Origin of the sequence: Allobosea sp. ASV33, from assembly GCF_016428755.1 — a bacterium.
Taxonomy (GTDB): domain Bacteria; phylum Pseudomonadota; class Alphaproteobacteria; order Rhizobiales; family Beijerinckiaceae; genus Allobosea.
In genome coordinates this window covers 20475-36000 of record NZ_JAELTI010000056.1, presented here as the reverse complement: position 1 = coordinate 36000, position 15526 = coordinate 20475, and the positions used below count along the sequence as shown (strand labels likewise).

Sequence of the window (15526 nt, the reverse complement as noted above, 5' to 3'; positions counted from 1 at the left end):
CTTGGCCTTGAGCTCGCTGAGCACCTCGCCGGCCTCGCGCAATTCCGCCTCGCGCTGGAAGGCGCGGGTCGTCTCGGCCGCTTTCTGAACGGCGGCCTGCTGTTCCGGCGTGAGCGAGGTCCAGAACTTCTTCGAGGCGACAAGCGCGACCGGCGTATAGACGTGGTTGGTGACGGTCAGGTACTTCTGCACCTCGAACATCTTGTTCGCGTACATGTCGACGAACGGATGCTCGTAGCCGTCCAGCGCCTTGGTCTCCAGGGCGGTGTAGACCTCCGTAAAGGCCATCGGCACGGCGTTCATGCCCATGGCGTTGAAGCTCGCCAGCGCCATCGGGCTCTGCATGACGCGGACCTTGAGGCCCTTCATATCGGCGAGCGTGGCAATCGGGCGCTTGCTGTTCGAGAGATTGCGGAAGGCGCCGCCTGACCAGGCGAGGCCCTGCAGGTTCATGTCGGCGAGCCCGTCCAGAAGGCGCTTGCCGGCGGGGCCGTCGAGCACGGCGGCAGCCTCGGCATCGGTCGCGAACAGGAACGGGAAATCGAAGATCTGCAGCTCTTTCTTGCGCGCCGCGATCGGCGAAAGCGCCCCCATGTAGAAGTCGATCGTGCCGGCCTGCGCCGCGATCAGCATCTTCTCCTCGGAACCGAGCGCGGCGTTGCCGAAGACCTCGACCTTCACGCTGCCATTGGTCGCCTTGGCGACCTCTTCCGCGAAGCGGCGCATCGCCGTGGCGCGCGGATGCGAGTCGGCGAAGGAGTGGCCGAGCTTGGCGGTCTTCACACCCTGCGCGATGGCCGGCACAAGTCCTGTGGCGGCAAGCGCCGCTCCGGCGGCAAGCAGCGTCCGGCGGGTTCCGTTGAACATGTCGGTCCTTCCCTGTGCTTGGCGCGCTTTGTCGCTCTGGGGCGGCGCCATTGCCGCACCCATAACGCGGCAGAAGTCAGGTTGTCAAACAACTGACAACGTGACAATGATGAGTCCTTAGGAACCCGCCATGCAGCTCTCGTCCATCGGATCACGGCCCAATCTCGCGAGCGATGCCGCCACCGCGCTGGCGACCTCGATCCGTTCGGGTGCCTTGCAGCCGGGCGCGCGGTTGCCTTCCGAGACGGAGCTTGCCCGCCAGCTCGGGGTCAGCCGGCCGGTGGTGCGCGAGGCGATCGCCTATCTCAAGGCCGACGGCATCGTCGAAAGCCGACGCGGGCTCGGGCTCTTCGTCAACCAGCAGGATTCATTGCGCCTGCGCCGTGCCGAGATCGCGGCTTCCGAGCAGTCGATCCTGCAATTCCTGGAGTTCCGTCTCGGGCTGGAAGTGGAGGCCGCGCAACTGGCTTCGCTCCGCCATACGCCGGAAGACCTGGCGCGCATCGAAGCGGCCGAAACCGCACTGAACGCCGCCGACGATGCAGGGGAGGACAGCGCCGCCCATGATCTCGCGCTCCACCTCGCCATTGCCACAGCCGCGCATAATCCGCTCTTCCTGACCGTGCTGCAGTTCGTCTCGAGCCCGCTGCTCAACTCGATCCGCAGCATGCGCGACAAGGACCGCGGCGAGGAATCCAACATCGCCATCCGCCGGGCCGACCACGCAGCGATCCTCGATCGCATCCGCGCCGGAGACCCTGACGGGGCCGGCGAAGCGATGCGCAAGCATATCGGCGAATCCTATCGCCGCTACGCAGGCAAGCTCGCCGCAAGCGGCGCTATGCCGGCCCATCCGGCCCTTCAGACCACGCCGAAATAGGACCCTTCTCGTGACCTCTCCCTTCGATCTCTCGGGGCGCACAGCGCTCGTGACTGGTTCCTCGCGTGGGCTCGGCCGTGCCATGGCCGAAGGGCTCGCGGCTGCGGGCGCCAGCATCATCCTCAACGGCGCCGATGCCGGGCGCCTCTCCGAGGCGGTCGCGGCGATGAACGCTGCGGGATACACCGCGCGCGGCCTCAACTTTGACGTCACCGACGAACAGGCCGTCGTCGCCGCCTTCGCCGCGCTCGACGCCGAGGGCGTGGCGGTCGATATTCTCGTCAACAATGCCGGCATCCAGTTCCGCAAGCCGATGCTGGAGCTGGAGACGGCCGACTGGCGCCGCGTGCTCGACACCAACCTCACCAGCGCCTTCGTCGTCGGCCGCGAGGCTGCGCGCCGCATGGCGAAGCGCGGCCATGGCAAGGTCATCAATATCGGCTCGCTGACCAGCGAGCTCGCCCGCGCGACCGTCGCGCCCTACACGGTGGCCAAGGGCGGCATCAAGATGCTGACCAAGGCCATGGCGGCCGAATGGGGCGAGCTCGGCATCCAGGCCAATGCGATCGGCCCCGGCTACATGCTGACCGACATGAACCAGGCCCTGATCGAGAACCCGGCCTTCGATGCCTGGGTGAAGGGGCGCACGCCGGCCCGCCGCTGGGGACGCCCGGACGAGCTTGCCGGCACCTGCGTCTATCTGGCGTCCTCGGCATCCGACTATGTCAGCGGCCAGATCATCTATGTCGACGGCGGCATGATCTCGGTGCTGTGACCCCCCGATAGCCAACAAGCAGGGAGGGGCTCCGGGCTTCCTCCCGAAAAGATCGAACAGGACGGAACGCCATGAAGATCACCGCCATCGAAACCCTGCACGCCGAGGAGTTCGGCAATGTGCTCTGGGTCCGCGTCCACACCGATTCCGGCCATATCGGCCTGGGCGAGACCTTCTACGGCGCCCGATCGGTCGAGGCCCACATCCACGACACGCTGGCCGGGCGCCTGCTCGGCAAGAACCCGCTGCATATCGAGGCGCTGCATCGCGAGATGACCAACCTGCCGATGGCACAGTCCTCGACGGGCGCGGAATCGCGCGCGACCTCGGCGATCGACATCGCGCTCTGGGACCATTTCGGCAAGGTCTGCGGCCAGCCGGTGCACCAGATGCTCGGTGGCCTCTGCCGCGACAAGCAGCGCATCTACAACACCTGCGCCGGCACCCGCTATGTCCGGTCCAGCAACATCAAGCCGGTCTCGAACTGGAGCCTGGGCGACGAGGCGAGCCCCTACGAGGACCTCGACGGCTTCATGAACCGCGCCGACGTGCTGGCCGAAAGCCTGCTTGAGCAGGGCATCAGCGCCATGAAGATCTGGCCCTTCGATCCCGCCGCGATCGAGAACCACGGTCTCCACATAACCGCCGAGCAGATGAAGAAAGCCGTCGAGCCCTTTGAAAAGATTCGCAAGGCGGTCGGCGACAAGATGGAGATCATGGTCGAGTTCCACTCGCTCTGGAACCTGCCGACCGCCAAGCAGATCGCCCGCGTGCTCGAGCCCTACAAGCCGACCTGGTACGAGGACCCGATCCGGATGAACTCGCCGCAGGCGCTGGCGGAATACGCCCGCTCGACCGATGTCTGGGTCTGCGCCAGCGAGACGCTGGGCTCGCGCTGGCCCTACAAGGACATGCTGGAGCGCGACGCCGCCCATGTCGTGATGGTCGACCTCTGCTGGACCGGCGGCCTGACCGAGGGCCGCAAGATCGCGGCGCTGGCCGAGACCTGGCACCGCCCCTTCGCCCCGCATGACTGCATCGGCCCGGTCGGCTTCGTCGCGGCGGTCCACACCTCCTTCAGCCAGCCGAACACGCTGATCCAGGAATCGGTGCGGGCCTTCTATCGCGGCTGGTATCTGGAGCTGGTCACCGAGATGCCGCGCATCGAGAACGGCTATGTCTACCCGATGGAGGCGCCGGGCCTCGGCGTCGACCTGCTGCCGGCGGTGTACGAGCGCTCCGACCTCACCGTGCGCCGCTCGACGCTCTGAGAGCACAAACGTTCGAAAAACATAAAAAGCCGCCGCCGGGATGTCGGCGGCGGCTTTCGTCTTGCTGCAGGTCGGGCTTACTCGGCCGGGGCCATCAGCGGCTCGTCCAGGAAGTCGGGCAGCTTGCCGGCGAGAGCGGCCTTCAGCCGGTTCTCGTCGAGCTCGCCTTCCCAGCGCGCCACCACGATCGTGGCGACGGCGTTGCCGATGAAGTTGGTCACCGCGCGGCACTCCGACATGAAGCGGTCGATGCCGAGGATCAGCGCCATGCCGGCGACGGGGACGGCGGGGACGACGGAGAGCGTCGCCGCGAGCGTGATGAAGCCCGCGCCGGTGATGCCGGCGGCGCCCTTCGAGGAGAGCATCGCGACTAGGAGCAGCAGGACCTGGTCGCCGAGCGGCAGGTGGATGTCCATGGCCTGGGCGATGAACAGCGCCGCCAGCGTCATGTAGATATTGGTGCCGTCGAGATTGAAGGAATAGCCGGTCGGGATGACCAGGCCGACGACGGAGCGCTTGCAGCCTGCGGCTTCCATCTTCTCCATCAGGCTTGGCAGCGCCGCTTCCGAGGAGGAGGTGCCGATGACCAGCAGGATCTCGTCCTTGATGTAGCGGATCAGCGCCAGCACCGAGAAGCCGTTATAGCGGGCGACGAGGCCGAGCACGCCGAGCACGAAGACCGCCGCCGTGATGTAGAAGGTCAGGATCAGGAAGGCGAGGTTGGCGACCGAGCCGATGCCATAGCGGCCGATGGTGAAGGCCATCGCGCCGAAGGCGCCGATCGGGGCTGCCTTCATCAGGATCGCCACCAGCTTGAAGATCGGGGTCGAGAGCGCCTGCAGGAAGTCGAGCACCGGCTTGCCGCGCTCGCCGACCATCGCGAGGGCCAGGCCGAACAGCACCGAGAAGAACAGCACCTGCAGGATGTCGCCGGAAGCGAAGGCGCCGACGATCGTGTCGGGGATGATGTTCTGCAGGAAGCCGACGACGCTCGCGTCATGCGCTTTGGCGGCGTAGCCCTGCACGGCCTTGGCGTCGAGGCTGGCGGGATTGATGTGCAGGCCGGCGCCGGGCTGGATCAGGTTGCCGATGATGAGGCCGACGATCAGCGCCAGCGTCGAGAAGCACAGGAAATAGATCATCGCCTTGCCGGCGACGCGGCCGACCTTCTTCATGTCGGTCATGCCGGCGATGCCGGTCGAGACCGTCAGGAAGATCACCGGGGCGATGATCATCTTCACCAGTTTGATGAAGGAATCGCCGAGCGGCTTCATCGCCGCGCCCTGGTCCGGCCAGAAATGGCCGAGCAGGATGCCCGCCGCGATGGCGAACAGCACCTGCACGTAGAGATGTTGATAAAACTTCTTCGGGCGCGCCGGATGAGCGGGCGCGATGTCGATCGGGGTCGCCATGTTCTGCTCCTTGGGTCGGCGGTCGTTTTGGTTTTGTTTGAAACCGCTGCTCCCCCGTTCGCAACCTGCGTGCCAACTGGCTCGCGCAAGGATAATTCAGCGAAACCAGTCGCTTGCGATGCCGCCCTGAATCAATTTGCGAGGGGCTTCGGCGGAATTCCGCACGCGGCCTCTTGATTTGTGCGGGATTCCGCACAACGACAGGGGATGAATCGTTCCGGGCGCGATCCATGGCAGAGTGCCGTGACGCTGCGCTGGCTGGTCTTCGGGCTGGTCGTGGCGGCGCTGGCTGTCGCCTCGCTTTTCGCCGCCGGCGAGATCGGCCGCAGCCGGGCCATCGCCGCGACGGAGAGCCGGGCGACCGACGGCGGCACGCTGGCGCTGGCGATCCTGCGCGGCGAGCTGGAGAAGCAGCGCGCCTTGCCGGTGATCCTGGCCCGCGACCCCGATGTCCGGCAGGCGTTGGCCGGCGGCAATCGTCACGGACTGGACCTCAAGCTCGAAGTGATCGCGCGCGAGGCCCGCACGGCGGTGATCTACCTGCTCGGCCCCGACGGCATTACCATCGCCGCCAGCAACTGGAACGAGCCGACGAGCTTCGTCGGCAACGACTACAGCTTCCGCGATTATTTCAGGGGTGCGGTCGCGAACGGCACGGCCGAGCAGTTCGCGCTCGGCACGGTCAGCCAGCGGCCCGGCCTCTACATCACCCGGCGGATCGAGGAGGGCGGCCGGAGTCTCGGCGTGATCGTCGTCAAGGCCGAGTTCGATCGCGTCGAGGCGGATTGGCGGGCGCTCGGCGGCCAGACCTATGTCGTCGACAAACGCGGTGTCGTGCTGCTCTCGACGGTCGAGGACTGGCGCTTCCGCGTTGAGACGCCGCTCGATGCCGCGACGGCCGCGGTCATCCGGGATTCGCTCCAGTTCGGCACCGCGCCGCTGACCCTGCTGCCGCTGCAGGAGCGCGACGAGCTCGTTCAGGGCACGGGCCCCTATGCCGGCCTCTACGCTCGCATCCGCCAGCCCGTCGCGACCACCGACTGGCTGCTGGAGGTGCTTCAGCCGGTCGATGCCGCCGTCGCCGCCGGGCGCACGCAATCGCAGGCGCTGGTTGCCCTCTTGCTCATGCCGGGGGTGGGGCTGGCCGGTTTTGCCCTCTATCGCCGTCAGCGCAATCTCGCCCGGCAGGAGGCCGACGCCCGCTCCAAGGCCGAGCTGGAGGAGCGTGTCGACGAACGCACGGCGGAGCTTGCCGGCGCCAACGAACGCCTCGTCGCCGAGATGGCGAAGCGCACCCGGGCGCAGGAACGCCTTTCCAACCTCCGGGAAGAGCTCGCCAAGGCCAACCGCCTCGCGACCCTCGGCCAGATCACGGCGGGCGTCGCGCATGAGGTCAACCAGCCGCTCGCGGCCCTGCGGACCTATGCGGAGAACGCCCGTGCCTTCCTGAAGCGCGCCGAGCCGGACGATGCGGACGGCGCGCTGGTCCGGATCGTCGCGCTGACGGACCGGATCGGCGCGATCACCGAGGCGCTCCGTGGCTTCGCGCGTCGCAGCAAGGAACCGCTCGCGCCGGTTGCGATCGGCACGATCGTCGAAGGCGCCCTGACCCTGCTCGAAGGCCCCTTGCGCCAGGCGGGCGTGACCCCGCTCGTGACGGCCCCGCCGGAGCCGGTCCATGTCATCGCGCGCCCGATCGAGCTCGAGCAGGTCTTCGTCAACCTGCTGCGCAATGCGATCGAGGCGCTGCATGAAGGCGGGCAGGGCGGCGAGCCGGCCCTGGCGATCACGGTCACACCAGGCGACGAGCGGGTCGAGATCGCGATCACGGATCGCGGCCCCGGCCTGTCTGAACAGGCGCTGGCGCAGCTCTTCGTCCCGTTCAGTACGTCGAAGCCGAAGGGGCTCGGCCTCGGGCTGGTGATCTCGCAGGACATGATCGTCTCCTTCGGCGGCACCTTGACCGCGACGAGCGTTCCCGGCGCCGGCGCCAGCTTCGTCATCAATCTCGAAAGGGCCGGGGCATGAGCGACACGGAAGCCTCCGTCGCGATCGAGGTCTCCTTCGTCGACGACGATCCCGACCTGCGCGACGCCAATGTCCAGGCGCTGCGCCTCGCCGGCTTCCGCGCGGTGGCGTTGCCGTCCGGCGAGGCGGCCCTGGCGCGGATCGGTCCCGATTATGCCGGCGTCGTCGTCACCGATATCCGTATGCCCGGCATGGACGGGATCGAATTGTTCCGGCGCCTGCGGGCGCTCGATCCCGACATTCCGGTCATCGTGATCTCCGGCCATGCCGATATCGCCACCGCCGTCGGCGCGATGAGCGAGGGCGCCTATGATTTTATCGCCAAGCCCTATGCCGGCGAGCGTCTCGTCGAGACATTGAGACGCGCGGCCGAGAAGCGCGCGCTCGTCCTCGAAAACCGCCGCCTGCGAGCGCTGGCCGAGCAAGGCGAGGAAGAGACCGCGCTGATCGGTGAGACACCCGCCATCACTCGCCTGCGCCAGACCATCCGCGAGCTCGCCGATGTCGATGTCGACGTCCTCGTGCTCGGCGAGACCGGGACCGGAAAGGAGGTCGTCGCCAGCCTGCTGCACCGGCTCGGCCGGCGGCGCGAAAAACCTTTCGTGGCGCTGAATTGCGGCGCGCTGCCCGACAGCGTCATCGAGAGCGAATTGTTCGGCTACGAGCCCGGCGCCTTCACCGGCGCGCAGAAAAAGCGGATCGGCCGCATCGAGCATTCCAGCGGCGGCACGCTTTTCCTCGACGAGCTGGAGAGCATGCCGCCCTCCGCCCAGGTCAAGCTGCTGCGCGTGCTGGAAATGCGCGAGATCGCGCCGCTCGGCTCCAACGACCTGCGCCGCGTCGACCTCAGGGTCGTCGCCGCGACCAAGGCCGATCTTGGTGACCCCGCCCAGCGCCGCGACTTCCGCGAGGACCTCTATTATCGCCTGAATGTCGTGACGCTGCGCATCCCGCCCTTGCGCGAACGGCGCCGCGATATCCCGCTGCTCTTCACGCGGTTTCTGGCGCGTGCGGCGGAAAAATATCGCCGGCCGGTGCCGGTTTTGGATCGCGCCGTCGAGCGTCATCTGGTCGAAAGCGACTGGCCCGGCAATGTCCGCGAACTCGTCCATTTCGCCGAACGTGTCGCGCTGGGCCTCTCCGGCGACCTGCCGGCGCAAGCGGCTCGCTCGGACGCCCCGGTCGCCAGCCTGCCCGACCGCCTCAACGCGATCGAAGCGAACCTGATCCGCGAGGCGCTGGAAGCCAATCGCGGCGATGTCCGCGCGACGCTGGAGATGCTCGGCATCCCCCGCAAGACCTTCTACGACAAGCTCGCCCGACACGGCATCGACCGGGCGGCGTACGCGATAACCGAATAAGCTGCTGCGGGAGCCTGCTGACGATCCTCGGAACCACAGCGTCATCCCTGGCTTGACCCGGGATCCATCGTAGAGTGCAGAGCCATACGATGGATCCCGGATCTCCGCTTCGCTGCATCCGGGATGACCCGCGTTTTCCTATGGCCCGACTTTTTGGCCGTCAGCCGAACAGCGCCCGCGGATCTGGCGTATACCGCCCGACCTTCTCGCGATCGATCGTCACGCCGAGCCCCGGCAGGTCCGGGATCGTCAGCCAGCCTTCAGCATCGAGCGCGAAAGGCTTCGCCAGGATGCCGTCGACATAGGGGCTGCCGCCGATGAACTCGACGAGGTCGGCATCGGGGAAGGCCGAGGCCATCTGCAGATCGGCGGCGAGGCCGAGCGCCGTGTTCCAGCCATGGCCGACATATCTGATGCCGAGATCATAGGCCATCCAGGCGATGCGGCGCTGCTCCGAGATGCCGCCGACCTTGGTGACGTCGGGCTGGACGATGTCGAGCGCGCCGGTCGTCAGCCAGGGAATGAAGCTCTGGCGCCGGGTCAGGACCTCGCAGCCGGCGATCGGTACCGGCGAGGAACGCCGCAACGCGCGATAGTCGTCGATCGCGTCGGGCCTGACCGGCTCCTCGAACCAGCCGACCTCGTAATCCGCCAGCATTTCGGCGGTACGCTTGGCCCATTTCAGCCCATGCGGCCAGAGCGCGTCGCTGGCGCCGGCATCGACGAAGAGCTTGGACTTCTCGCCTGCCGCCTCGCGAGCCGCCCGCACGATCGCCTCGTCGAGCTTCACGTCGAGCGCTCGGCCGAACGGCCCCCAGCCGATCTTGAAGGCACTGAATCCCTTGTCGCGATAACCAGCGACGACGTCCTTCATCGCCGCCGGCTCCTCCATCAGGAGCGAGCAGTAAGGCTGCACGCGCTCGCGATAGCGCCCGCCCAGCAACCGCCCGACGCTGAGCCCCGTGGCCTGGCCGAGAATGTCCCACATCGCGATGTCGATGCCGCTGATCGTGTGGGTCAGCGTGCCGCCGCGGCCCATCCAGAAGGTGTTCTGGTGCAGCTTCTCACTGACGAAATCGGGCGAGAGCGCGTCCGCACCGAGAAACAGCGGCTCCAGCACCTTCAGGCCTGCCTGAACGAGGCGCCCATCGGTGAAGACGCTGCCATAGCCGGTCAACCCCTGGTCGGTATGAACCGCGATCAGCGCGTGGATCGAATCCTCTGGCCGGATCTCGGCCGACCAGCCGCCCTTGGGGCTTTCGCCGAAGAGGGGAGCGGCCTCGATGCGGGTGATGCGGAAGGGCGGAAGCCCGGCTCGCCCCGCCGCGCGCGTGATGGGTTGGTCGTTCACGGCATATCCCTTTCCCTGCGGCGCCTGGCGACGATGGCCTCGTAGTCCATCGCGTGGTTCATGACGGTGATGTGCTCGTCGAGCGTGCGGGTGATCACCGCGATATCGCCGGCCTCGAAGGCCGAGAGCAGGTCGACATGCTCCTCGACCACGCCGGCCATCGGCTTGCCGAAGGTGGCGAGGCCGAAGATGATCGTGCATTGCGGCGCCAGCGTCTCCCACAGGTCGAAGGTGACGCTGTTGCCGCCGAGCCTGCAGAGCGCGCGGTGGAACGCGGTATCGGCCACCGCGACGCCATAGGCGCTGCCGCGCGCCGCCATCAATTCCATCTCGGCCACGGCGGCACGCAATTCGTCGAGATGAGAGCCGCGATTGCGGCCGGCGGCGACCGCGCGCACCACTGCGCTCGCCTCCAGGGCTATGCGCGCCTCGATCAGGTCCGAGACGCGTTCGTTGGTCACCGGGCGGAGCCGAATGCCCTTATAGGCTTCGCTGACCACGACGCCCTGGCTTTCGAGCAGGCGCAAGGCCTCGCGCACCGGCACGCGGCTGACTCCGAGCTTGCGGGCGAGATCGACCTCGACGATCCGGTCGCCCGGCAGGATCAGCCCGGCGGCGGCCCCGGCAATGATCGCCTCGATCGCATGGTCCACGAGCGTCTGCGGTTGCAGGGGCTGCCAGTCGGGGCCGGAGCTTCTCGCTCGCTCCTGAACGGCCGTCCCGGCTGCCCGCATCTGCTCGCTTGCTTCAGTCATCCGGCTCGCTGCCTCTCGCTTGACAGGTCGTATGATCGTATACAATCATACGAAACGCAAGAGCGGGAAGGGGTTCGCCATGGCGTCGGAAAGTCGGATTCGTTGCGAGATCGACTTTGAAGCTTCGGGCCGGCAGGCCGGCTATCTGCGGGCGCCTTTGTCGCGCAATACCTCCGGCTGGGGCGTCGTCGAGATCCCCGTGATCAGCGTGAAGAACGGCTCCGGGCCGACGGTCCTGTTCACCGGCGGCGTCCATGGCGACGAGTACGAAGGGCAGATCGCGGTCTCGCGTCTTGCCCGCAGCCTCGATCCGGCGAAGGTGCAGGGCAGGGTGATCATGATCCCCGCGCTCAACATGCCGGCCGTGCTCAACGACACCCGGCTCTCGCCGGTCGACAACCGCGACATGAACCGCTGCTTCCCGGGCAATCCGCGCGGCACCTTCTCCGAGATGCTGGCGCATTTCGTCGATACGGTGGTGCTGCCGCTGGTCGATATCTCCGTCGATCTTCATACCGCCGGCCATTCCGGCGACTCGGCGCTCTCCACCAACATGCATTACGTCGCCGACGCAGCCCTGCGCGAACGCACCATGGCGGCGGCCGCCGCCTTCGGCGCGCCCTACAATGTCGTGTTCTGGGGCGTCGACGAGGGCGCGACGCTGACCTCCTCGGTCGAGAAGCGCGGCATCCTCTCGCTCGGCACGGAGCTCGGCGGCTGGGGCCGCGTCAATGTCGAGGGCGTGCGCATCGCCGATCGGGCGCTGGCCAACATCCTCAAGCATTTCGGCCTCATGGACGGCAAGCCCGACACGACGCAGCGCGACGGCTCGCCCGGTACGCGCCACATGATGGTGCGCGATGCCGCCGGTTATTCCTTCGCGCCGGCCGGCGGACTGTTCGAGCCGCGCCATGTCGTCGGCGATGTCTGCCGGGCCGGCGATCTCGCGGGCTACCTGCATTTCGTCGAGGACATCGACCGCGACCCGCTCGAGGTGCGCTATCGCCGCGACGGCGTGCTCTGGATGTCCGCCGGGCCCGGCCGCGTCCAGCGCGGCGATGCTGTCGCGGTCCTGATGGAGGATTACGACGCGGTGCGCGCCGCCGCGTGACCAAGCCTATGCCTGAACCACACCGTGCCTGACCATCAATCCTGAGGGGACAAGAACATGGCAAAGCACATCATCGTTGGCGCGGCCCTCGCGGCGGCACTCATGCTCGGAGGGGCGCAAGGCGCGCTGGCCCAACGCAAGGGCGGCGAGGTCGTCATCGGCATCAGCCAGGCGCCGCCCTCGCTCGATGCGCAGATCACCTCGGCGCAGGCCTCGCGCAATGTCACGCTGCATATCTTCGAGACGCTCTATGCCCGCGACGAGAACGCCAAGCCGGTGCCGGAACTAGCCGAGGGCGTGACGATCTCACCGGATGGAAAGACCTATGTCTTCCCGATCCGCAAGGACGTGACCTTCCATAACGGCAAGAAGCTCGATGCCGCCGATGTCGTCGCCTCGCTGGAGCGCTACCGCAAGGTCGGCGCTTCGCCGGCGCTGGTTGCTGCCATCGACACGATCAAGGCGAGCGGCGAGCATGAGGTGACGGTCACGCTGAAGGAGCCGCAATCGACCTTCCTCGATAATCTCTCCTCGCCGCGCGCCCCGATCGCGATCTATCCGGCAAGCGAGGCCGCGAAGGAGGCCGGCAAGATCGAGATCATCGGCACCGGCCCCTACAAGTTCGTCGAGTACAAGCCGGACAGCCACGTCAAGCTGACACGCTATGACGGCTACGCCCCTAATCCGAAGGGCACCAGCCGCGACGGCTTCGCCGGCAAGAAGGAAGCCTTCCTGGACACCGTGACCTTCCGTTTCATGCCGGAAGGCGGCGCCCGCAGCGCGGCGCTCGAAGCCGGCCAGATCCAGTTCAACGAGACCGTCGACGGCCCGACCGCCAAGCGCCTCGGCACCGACAACCGCTTCACCATCCACAAGGTGATGCCGTTCGGCCTGCAGGTCATCAAGTTCAACCAGGCTCAGGCCCCGGCCAATGACGTGAACTTCCGGCTCGCCGTCCAGGCGGCGCTCGACATGGAGGAGATCATGGCGATCTCCTATGCCGATATCTACCAGATGGACCCGAGCTGGCTTTATCCCGGCTCCGCCTTTTATTCGACGGTCGGGAGCGACAAGTACAACAAGTCCGACATCAAGCTCGCCAAGGAGCTGCTTGCCAAATCCTCCTACAAGGGCGGCAAGATTACCTTCATCACCGACAACCTGCGCCCCAATGTCGACACCGCGACGCTGGTCCAGCAGAAGCTGAAGGAGATCGGTGTCGAGGTCGATATCGCCGTCTCCGACTGGCCGACCGTCTCGAAGATCGGATTTACGCCGACAGGCTGGACCTTCTGGACCCATGGCTTCGGCATCGAGCCCTATGAGGGTCCAGGCTCGGTGATGGCGCCCTGGGTCAACGGCCTTTCGCAGCAGGCGAAGGACCCGGAGATCGACCGCATCGCCGCCGCCTTCAATGCCGAGATGGACGAAGGCAAGCGCAAGGCCCTCTTCGACGCCTTCCAGAAGCACATGTACGATGCAGCGGTGGCGATGAAGGCCGGCAATTACGGGGTCTTCCAGGCCTCCACGGCCAAACTCAAGAACTTCAAGCCCTATCGCATCCCGCGCATGTGGGGCGTCTGGCTGGAGCCTTGAGAGCGCGCCAAGTTAGCCGTCGTAAGCCTTGCCTGCTCTCATAATGCGCGATGTCATCCCGGCCGGAGCTTAGCGAAGAGCCGGGATCCATGCCCGAGCCTTCTTCGGAAGCGCTCCGGCATGGATCCCGGGTCACCCTCCGGGCGCCCGGGATGACGCGCGCCTTTCCCGATCATCGACCAACGCTCGGAAGGAGGGCGGCATGGGACATTTCCTGATCCGCCGGCTCGCGGGCGCCTTTCTCGTGCTCGTCCTGGTCTCGCTGATGTCCTTCGCGTTGATCTGGCTGGTGCCGGGCGATCCGGCGGCGGCCTTCCTCGACGCCTCGGCGACGCCCGAGCAGGTCGCCAAGCTGCGCGGCGCGCTCGGGCTCGATCTCTCGCTGCCGCAGCAGATGCTGGGCTGGTACGGCCGCATCCTCAGCGGCGATCTCGGCCAGTCGATCCTGCTCAACCGCTCGGTGACGGCGGCCCTGATCGAGCGCCTGCCGGTCACGCTCTCGCTCGCCGCGCTGGCGCTGGCGTTCGCCGTGTTCTTCGGCGTCGCTGCCGGCATTATCGCCGCCGTCAATCACAACCGCTGGCCCGACCAGGCGGTGATGACCACGGCTTTGCTTGGGCTCTCGGTGCCGGATTTCTGGCTCGGCCTCGTCATGGTGCTGGTCTTCGCCGTGTCGCTCGGCTGGCTGCCGAGCGGCGGCTTCACGCCCTTCCTGCAATCCCCCGCCGAATGGCTGCGCGGCATGATCCTGCCGGCGCTGACGTTGGGGCTGGTGCAGGTCGGCTTCATCGCCCGCATGGCGCGCGCCTCGATGCTGGATACGCTCTCGCAGGATTACGTTCGCACCGCCGATGCCAAGGGGCTGGCCAAGCTCCATGTCGTCCTGCGCCATGCATTGCCCAACGCGATGATCCCGATCCTCACGGTCATCGGCATCGTCTCCGGCGCGCTGCTCGGCGGCGCGGTCATCGTCGAGCAGGTCTTCTCGATCCCCGGCATCGGCCGCCTGATCGTCGGCGCCATCGCCTCGCGTGATTTCCCGGTGCTGCAAGGCGGCCTGCTCTTCCTCGCGGTCGTCTATCTCGCGATCAATCTCGTCGTCGACATCCTCTACGCCGTGGTCGATCCGCGCGTGAGGCTGGCCTGATGCAGGGCACGCCACTCGTCGGCCGCGCCCTCTGGGGGCGTCTTCTGCGCAACCGCTCCTTCGCGATCGGAGTGGTGCTGGTGCTCGTCATGGTCGCGGTCGCCATCTTCGCGGACTGGCTCACGCCCTTCGATCCGCTCAAGAGCAACGTTCGGGCCCGCCTGGCCGCGCCTGATGCCGCACACTGGTTCGGCACCGACCATTTCGGCCGCGACATCCTCTCTCGCGTCATGATCGGCGCCCGCATCTCGCTCGCCATCGGTGCCTTCACGGCGGTGCTGGCCGGGGTCGCCGGCACGCTGAGCGGCGCCATCGCCGGCTATTTCCACCGTCTCGATCAGCCGATCATGCGGATCATGGACGCTCTGATGGCATTCCCCTCGATCGTGCTCGCCATGGTCGTCTCGGCCGTGCTTGGCGCGTCGCTGACCAATGTCGTGATCGCGCTGGCCATTGCCACGACGCCGCACACCGCCCGCATCGTGAGGGCCTCGGTGCTGCTCGAAAAGGAGCAGGAATACATCGCCGCGGCGCGCTCGATCGGTGTCGGCGAGTGGACCATCCTGTTCAAGCATGTGTTGCGCAACGTCGCCGGGCCGCTGATCGTGCGCCTGACCTATGTCTTCGCCATCGCGATCCTCGCCGAAGCCGCACTTTCCTTCGTCGGCGCCGGCCCGCCGCCGCCCACCGCCTCCTTCGGCTCGATCATCGCGCAAGGCCGCGACTTCATGCGCGAAGCCCCGTGGATCACGGTGTTTCCGGGCCTCGCGATCATCGCCTGCGTGCTCGGCCTCAACCTGCTCGGCGACGGCCTGCGCGACGTGCTCGATCCCCGCCTGAAATTCTGAACCCTAGAGGCTGTTAGTGACCATGGGAGGGATTTGATGAGGTCAAAACCGCAGAGATGGGAGGAGCATCGCGCCGCCGATACCACTGGTATCGGCAAGCGGTGCGACGCTGCAGCTCTGCGGT

Annotated in this window: 13 protein-coding genes; 9 read left to right on the top strand and 4 right to left on the bottom strand. The window is 66.9% G+C overall.

Annotated features, from left to right (window positions below):
- On the bottom strand, window positions 1-867 hold an 867-nt coding region (locus tag JHD80_RS16695; RefSeq protein ID WP_199089503.1), incomplete at its 3' end, for a DctP family TRAP transporter solute-binding subunit.
- Between the two features lie 130 nt (window positions 868-997).
- Here JHD80_RS16695 and JHD80_RS16690 point away from each other — a divergent pair.
- The 3 genes from JHD80_RS16690 (at window position 998) to JHD80_RS16680 (ending at window position 3793) form a co-directional block, all read left to right on the top strand.
- Complete coding sequence (locus JHD80_RS16690; protein WP_199089501.1) at window positions 998-1747, top strand: FadR/GntR family transcriptional regulator; 750 nt, start codon at window positions 998-1000, stop codon at window positions 1745-1747.
- 10 nt (window positions 1748-1757) lie between these two features.
- Window positions 1758-2522: an SDR family oxidoreductase gene (locus tag JHD80_RS16685; protein WP_349237291.1), complete on the top strand. Its 765-nt coding sequence runs from the start codon at window positions 1758-1760 to the stop codon at window positions 2520-2522.
- Between the two features lie 71 nt (window positions 2523-2593).
- Complete coding sequence (locus JHD80_RS16680; RefSeq protein WP_199089499.1) at window positions 2594-3793, top strand: mandelate racemase/muconate lactonizing enzyme family protein; 1200 nt, start codon at window positions 2594-2596, stop codon at window positions 3791-3793.
- Window positions 3794-3870: 77 nt separating this feature from the next.
- Here JHD80_RS16680 and JHD80_RS16675 read toward each other — a convergent pair whose 3' ends face one another.
- A complete protein-coding gene (locus tag JHD80_RS16675; RefSeq protein ID WP_199089497.1) occupies window positions 3871-5205 on the bottom strand; it encodes a dicarboxylate/amino acid:cation symporter in 1335 nt (444 codons plus the stop codon).
- Window positions 5206-5412: 207 nt separating this feature from the next.
- On the opposite strand from JHD80_RS16675, the gene JHD80_RS16670 reads away from it, so the two are divergent.
- Together JHD80_RS16670 and JHD80_RS16665 are read left to right on the top strand one after the other, a co-directional pair.
- On the top strand, window positions 5413-7233 hold the full coding sequence (locus JHD80_RS16670; protein WP_199089495.1) for a sensor histidine kinase: 1821 nt from the start codon (window positions 5413-5415) through the stop codon (window positions 7231-7233).
- Window positions 7230-8594 carry a sigma-54-dependent transcriptional regulator gene (locus JHD80_RS16665; RefSeq protein WP_199089493.1) on the top strand — a complete coding sequence of 455 codons (1365 nt, stop codon included), beginning with the start codon at window positions 7230-7232 and terminating at the stop codon, window positions 8592-8594. The genes JHD80_RS16670 and JHD80_RS16665 overlap by 4 nt, the downstream gene beginning before the upstream one ends.
- A gap of 160 nt (window positions 8595-8754) precedes the next feature.
- Here JHD80_RS16665 and JHD80_RS16660 read toward each other — a convergent pair whose 3' ends face one another.
- Both JHD80_RS16660 and JHD80_RS16655 read right to left on the bottom strand, forming a co-directional pair.
- Window positions 8755-9945, bottom strand: coding sequence for a mandelate racemase/muconate lactonizing enzyme family protein (locus tag JHD80_RS16660; protein WP_349237290.1), 1191 nt, complete (start codon window positions 9943-9945; stop codon window positions 8755-8757).
- A complete protein-coding gene (locus JHD80_RS16655; protein WP_248311602.1) occupies window positions 9942-10700 on the bottom strand; it encodes a GntR family transcriptional regulator in 759 nt (252 codons plus the stop codon). Before JHD80_RS16655 ends, JHD80_RS16660 begins: the two co-directional genes overlap by 4 nt.
- Window positions 10701-10779: 79 nt before the next feature.
- On the opposite strand from JHD80_RS16655, the gene JHD80_RS16650 reads away from it, so the two are divergent.
- The 4 genes from JHD80_RS16650 (at window position 10780) to JHD80_RS16635 (ending at window position 15402) form a co-directional block, all read left to right on the top strand.
- Window positions 10780-11811, top strand: coding sequence for a succinylglutamate desuccinylase/aspartoacylase family protein (locus JHD80_RS16650; RefSeq protein ID WP_199089491.1), 1032 nt, complete (start codon window positions 10780-10782; stop codon window positions 11809-11811).
- Window positions 11812-11868: 57 nt separating this feature from the next.
- Complete coding sequence (locus JHD80_RS16645) at window positions 11869-13407, top strand: ABC transporter substrate-binding protein (protein WP_199089489.1); 1539 nt, start codon at window positions 11869-11871, stop codon at window positions 13405-13407.
- 202 nt (window positions 13408-13609) lie between these two features.
- Complete coding sequence (locus JHD80_RS16640) at window positions 13610-14554, top strand: ABC transporter permease (protein ID WP_199089487.1); 945 nt, start codon at window positions 13610-13612, stop codon at window positions 14552-14554.
- The gene (locus JHD80_RS16635; RefSeq protein WP_199089485.1) at window positions 14554-15402 is read left to right on the top strand and encodes an ABC transporter permease; all 849 of its coding nucleotides are present in this window, start codon (window positions 14554-14556) and stop codon (window positions 15400-15402) included. The genes JHD80_RS16640 and JHD80_RS16635 overlap by 1 nt, the downstream gene beginning before the upstream one ends.
- Window positions 15403-15526: the final 124 nt, after the last annotated feature.

Bases quoted from the DNA above. Each gene is read 5' to 3' on its own strand.
- JHD80_RS16690 (WP_199089501.1), top strand. From the start codon at position 998: ATGCAGCTCTCGTCCATCGGATCACGGCCCAATCTCGCGAGCGATGCC.
- JHD80_RS16680 (WP_199089499.1), top strand. From the start codon at position 2,594: ATGAAGATCACCGCCATCGAAACCCTGCACGCCGAGGAGTTCGGCAAT.
- JHD80_RS16675 (WP_199089497.1), bottom strand. From the start codon at position 5,205: ATGGCGACCCCGATCGACATCGCGCCCGCTCATCCGGCGCGCCCGAAG.
- JHD80_RS16670 (WP_199089495.1), top strand. From the start codon at position 5,413: ATGAATCGTTCCGGGCGCGATCCATGGCAGAGTGCCGTGACGCTGCGC.
- JHD80_RS16665 (WP_199089493.1), top strand. From the start codon at position 7,230: ATGAGCGACACGGAAGCCTCCGTCGCGATCGAGGTCTCCTTCGTCGAC.
- JHD80_RS16655 (WP_248311602.1), bottom strand. From the start codon at position 10,700: ATGACTGAAGCAAGCGAGCAGATGCGGGCAGCCGGGACGGCCGTTCAG.
- JHD80_RS16650 (WP_199089491.1), top strand. From the start codon at position 10,780: ATGGCGTCGGAAAGTCGGATTCGTTGCGAGATCGACTTTGAAGCTTCG.
- JHD80_RS16645 (WP_199089489.1), top strand. From the start codon at position 11,869: ATGGCAAAGCACATCATCGTTGGCGCGGCCCTCGCGGCGGCACTCATG.
- JHD80_RS16640 (WP_199089487.1), top strand. From the start codon at position 13,610: ATGGGACATTTCCTGATCCGCCGGCTCGCGGGCGCCTTTCTCGTGCTC.
- JHD80_RS16635 (WP_199089485.1), top strand. From the start codon at position 14,554: ATGCAGGGCACGCCACTCGTCGGCCGCGCCCTCTGGGGGCGTCTTCTG.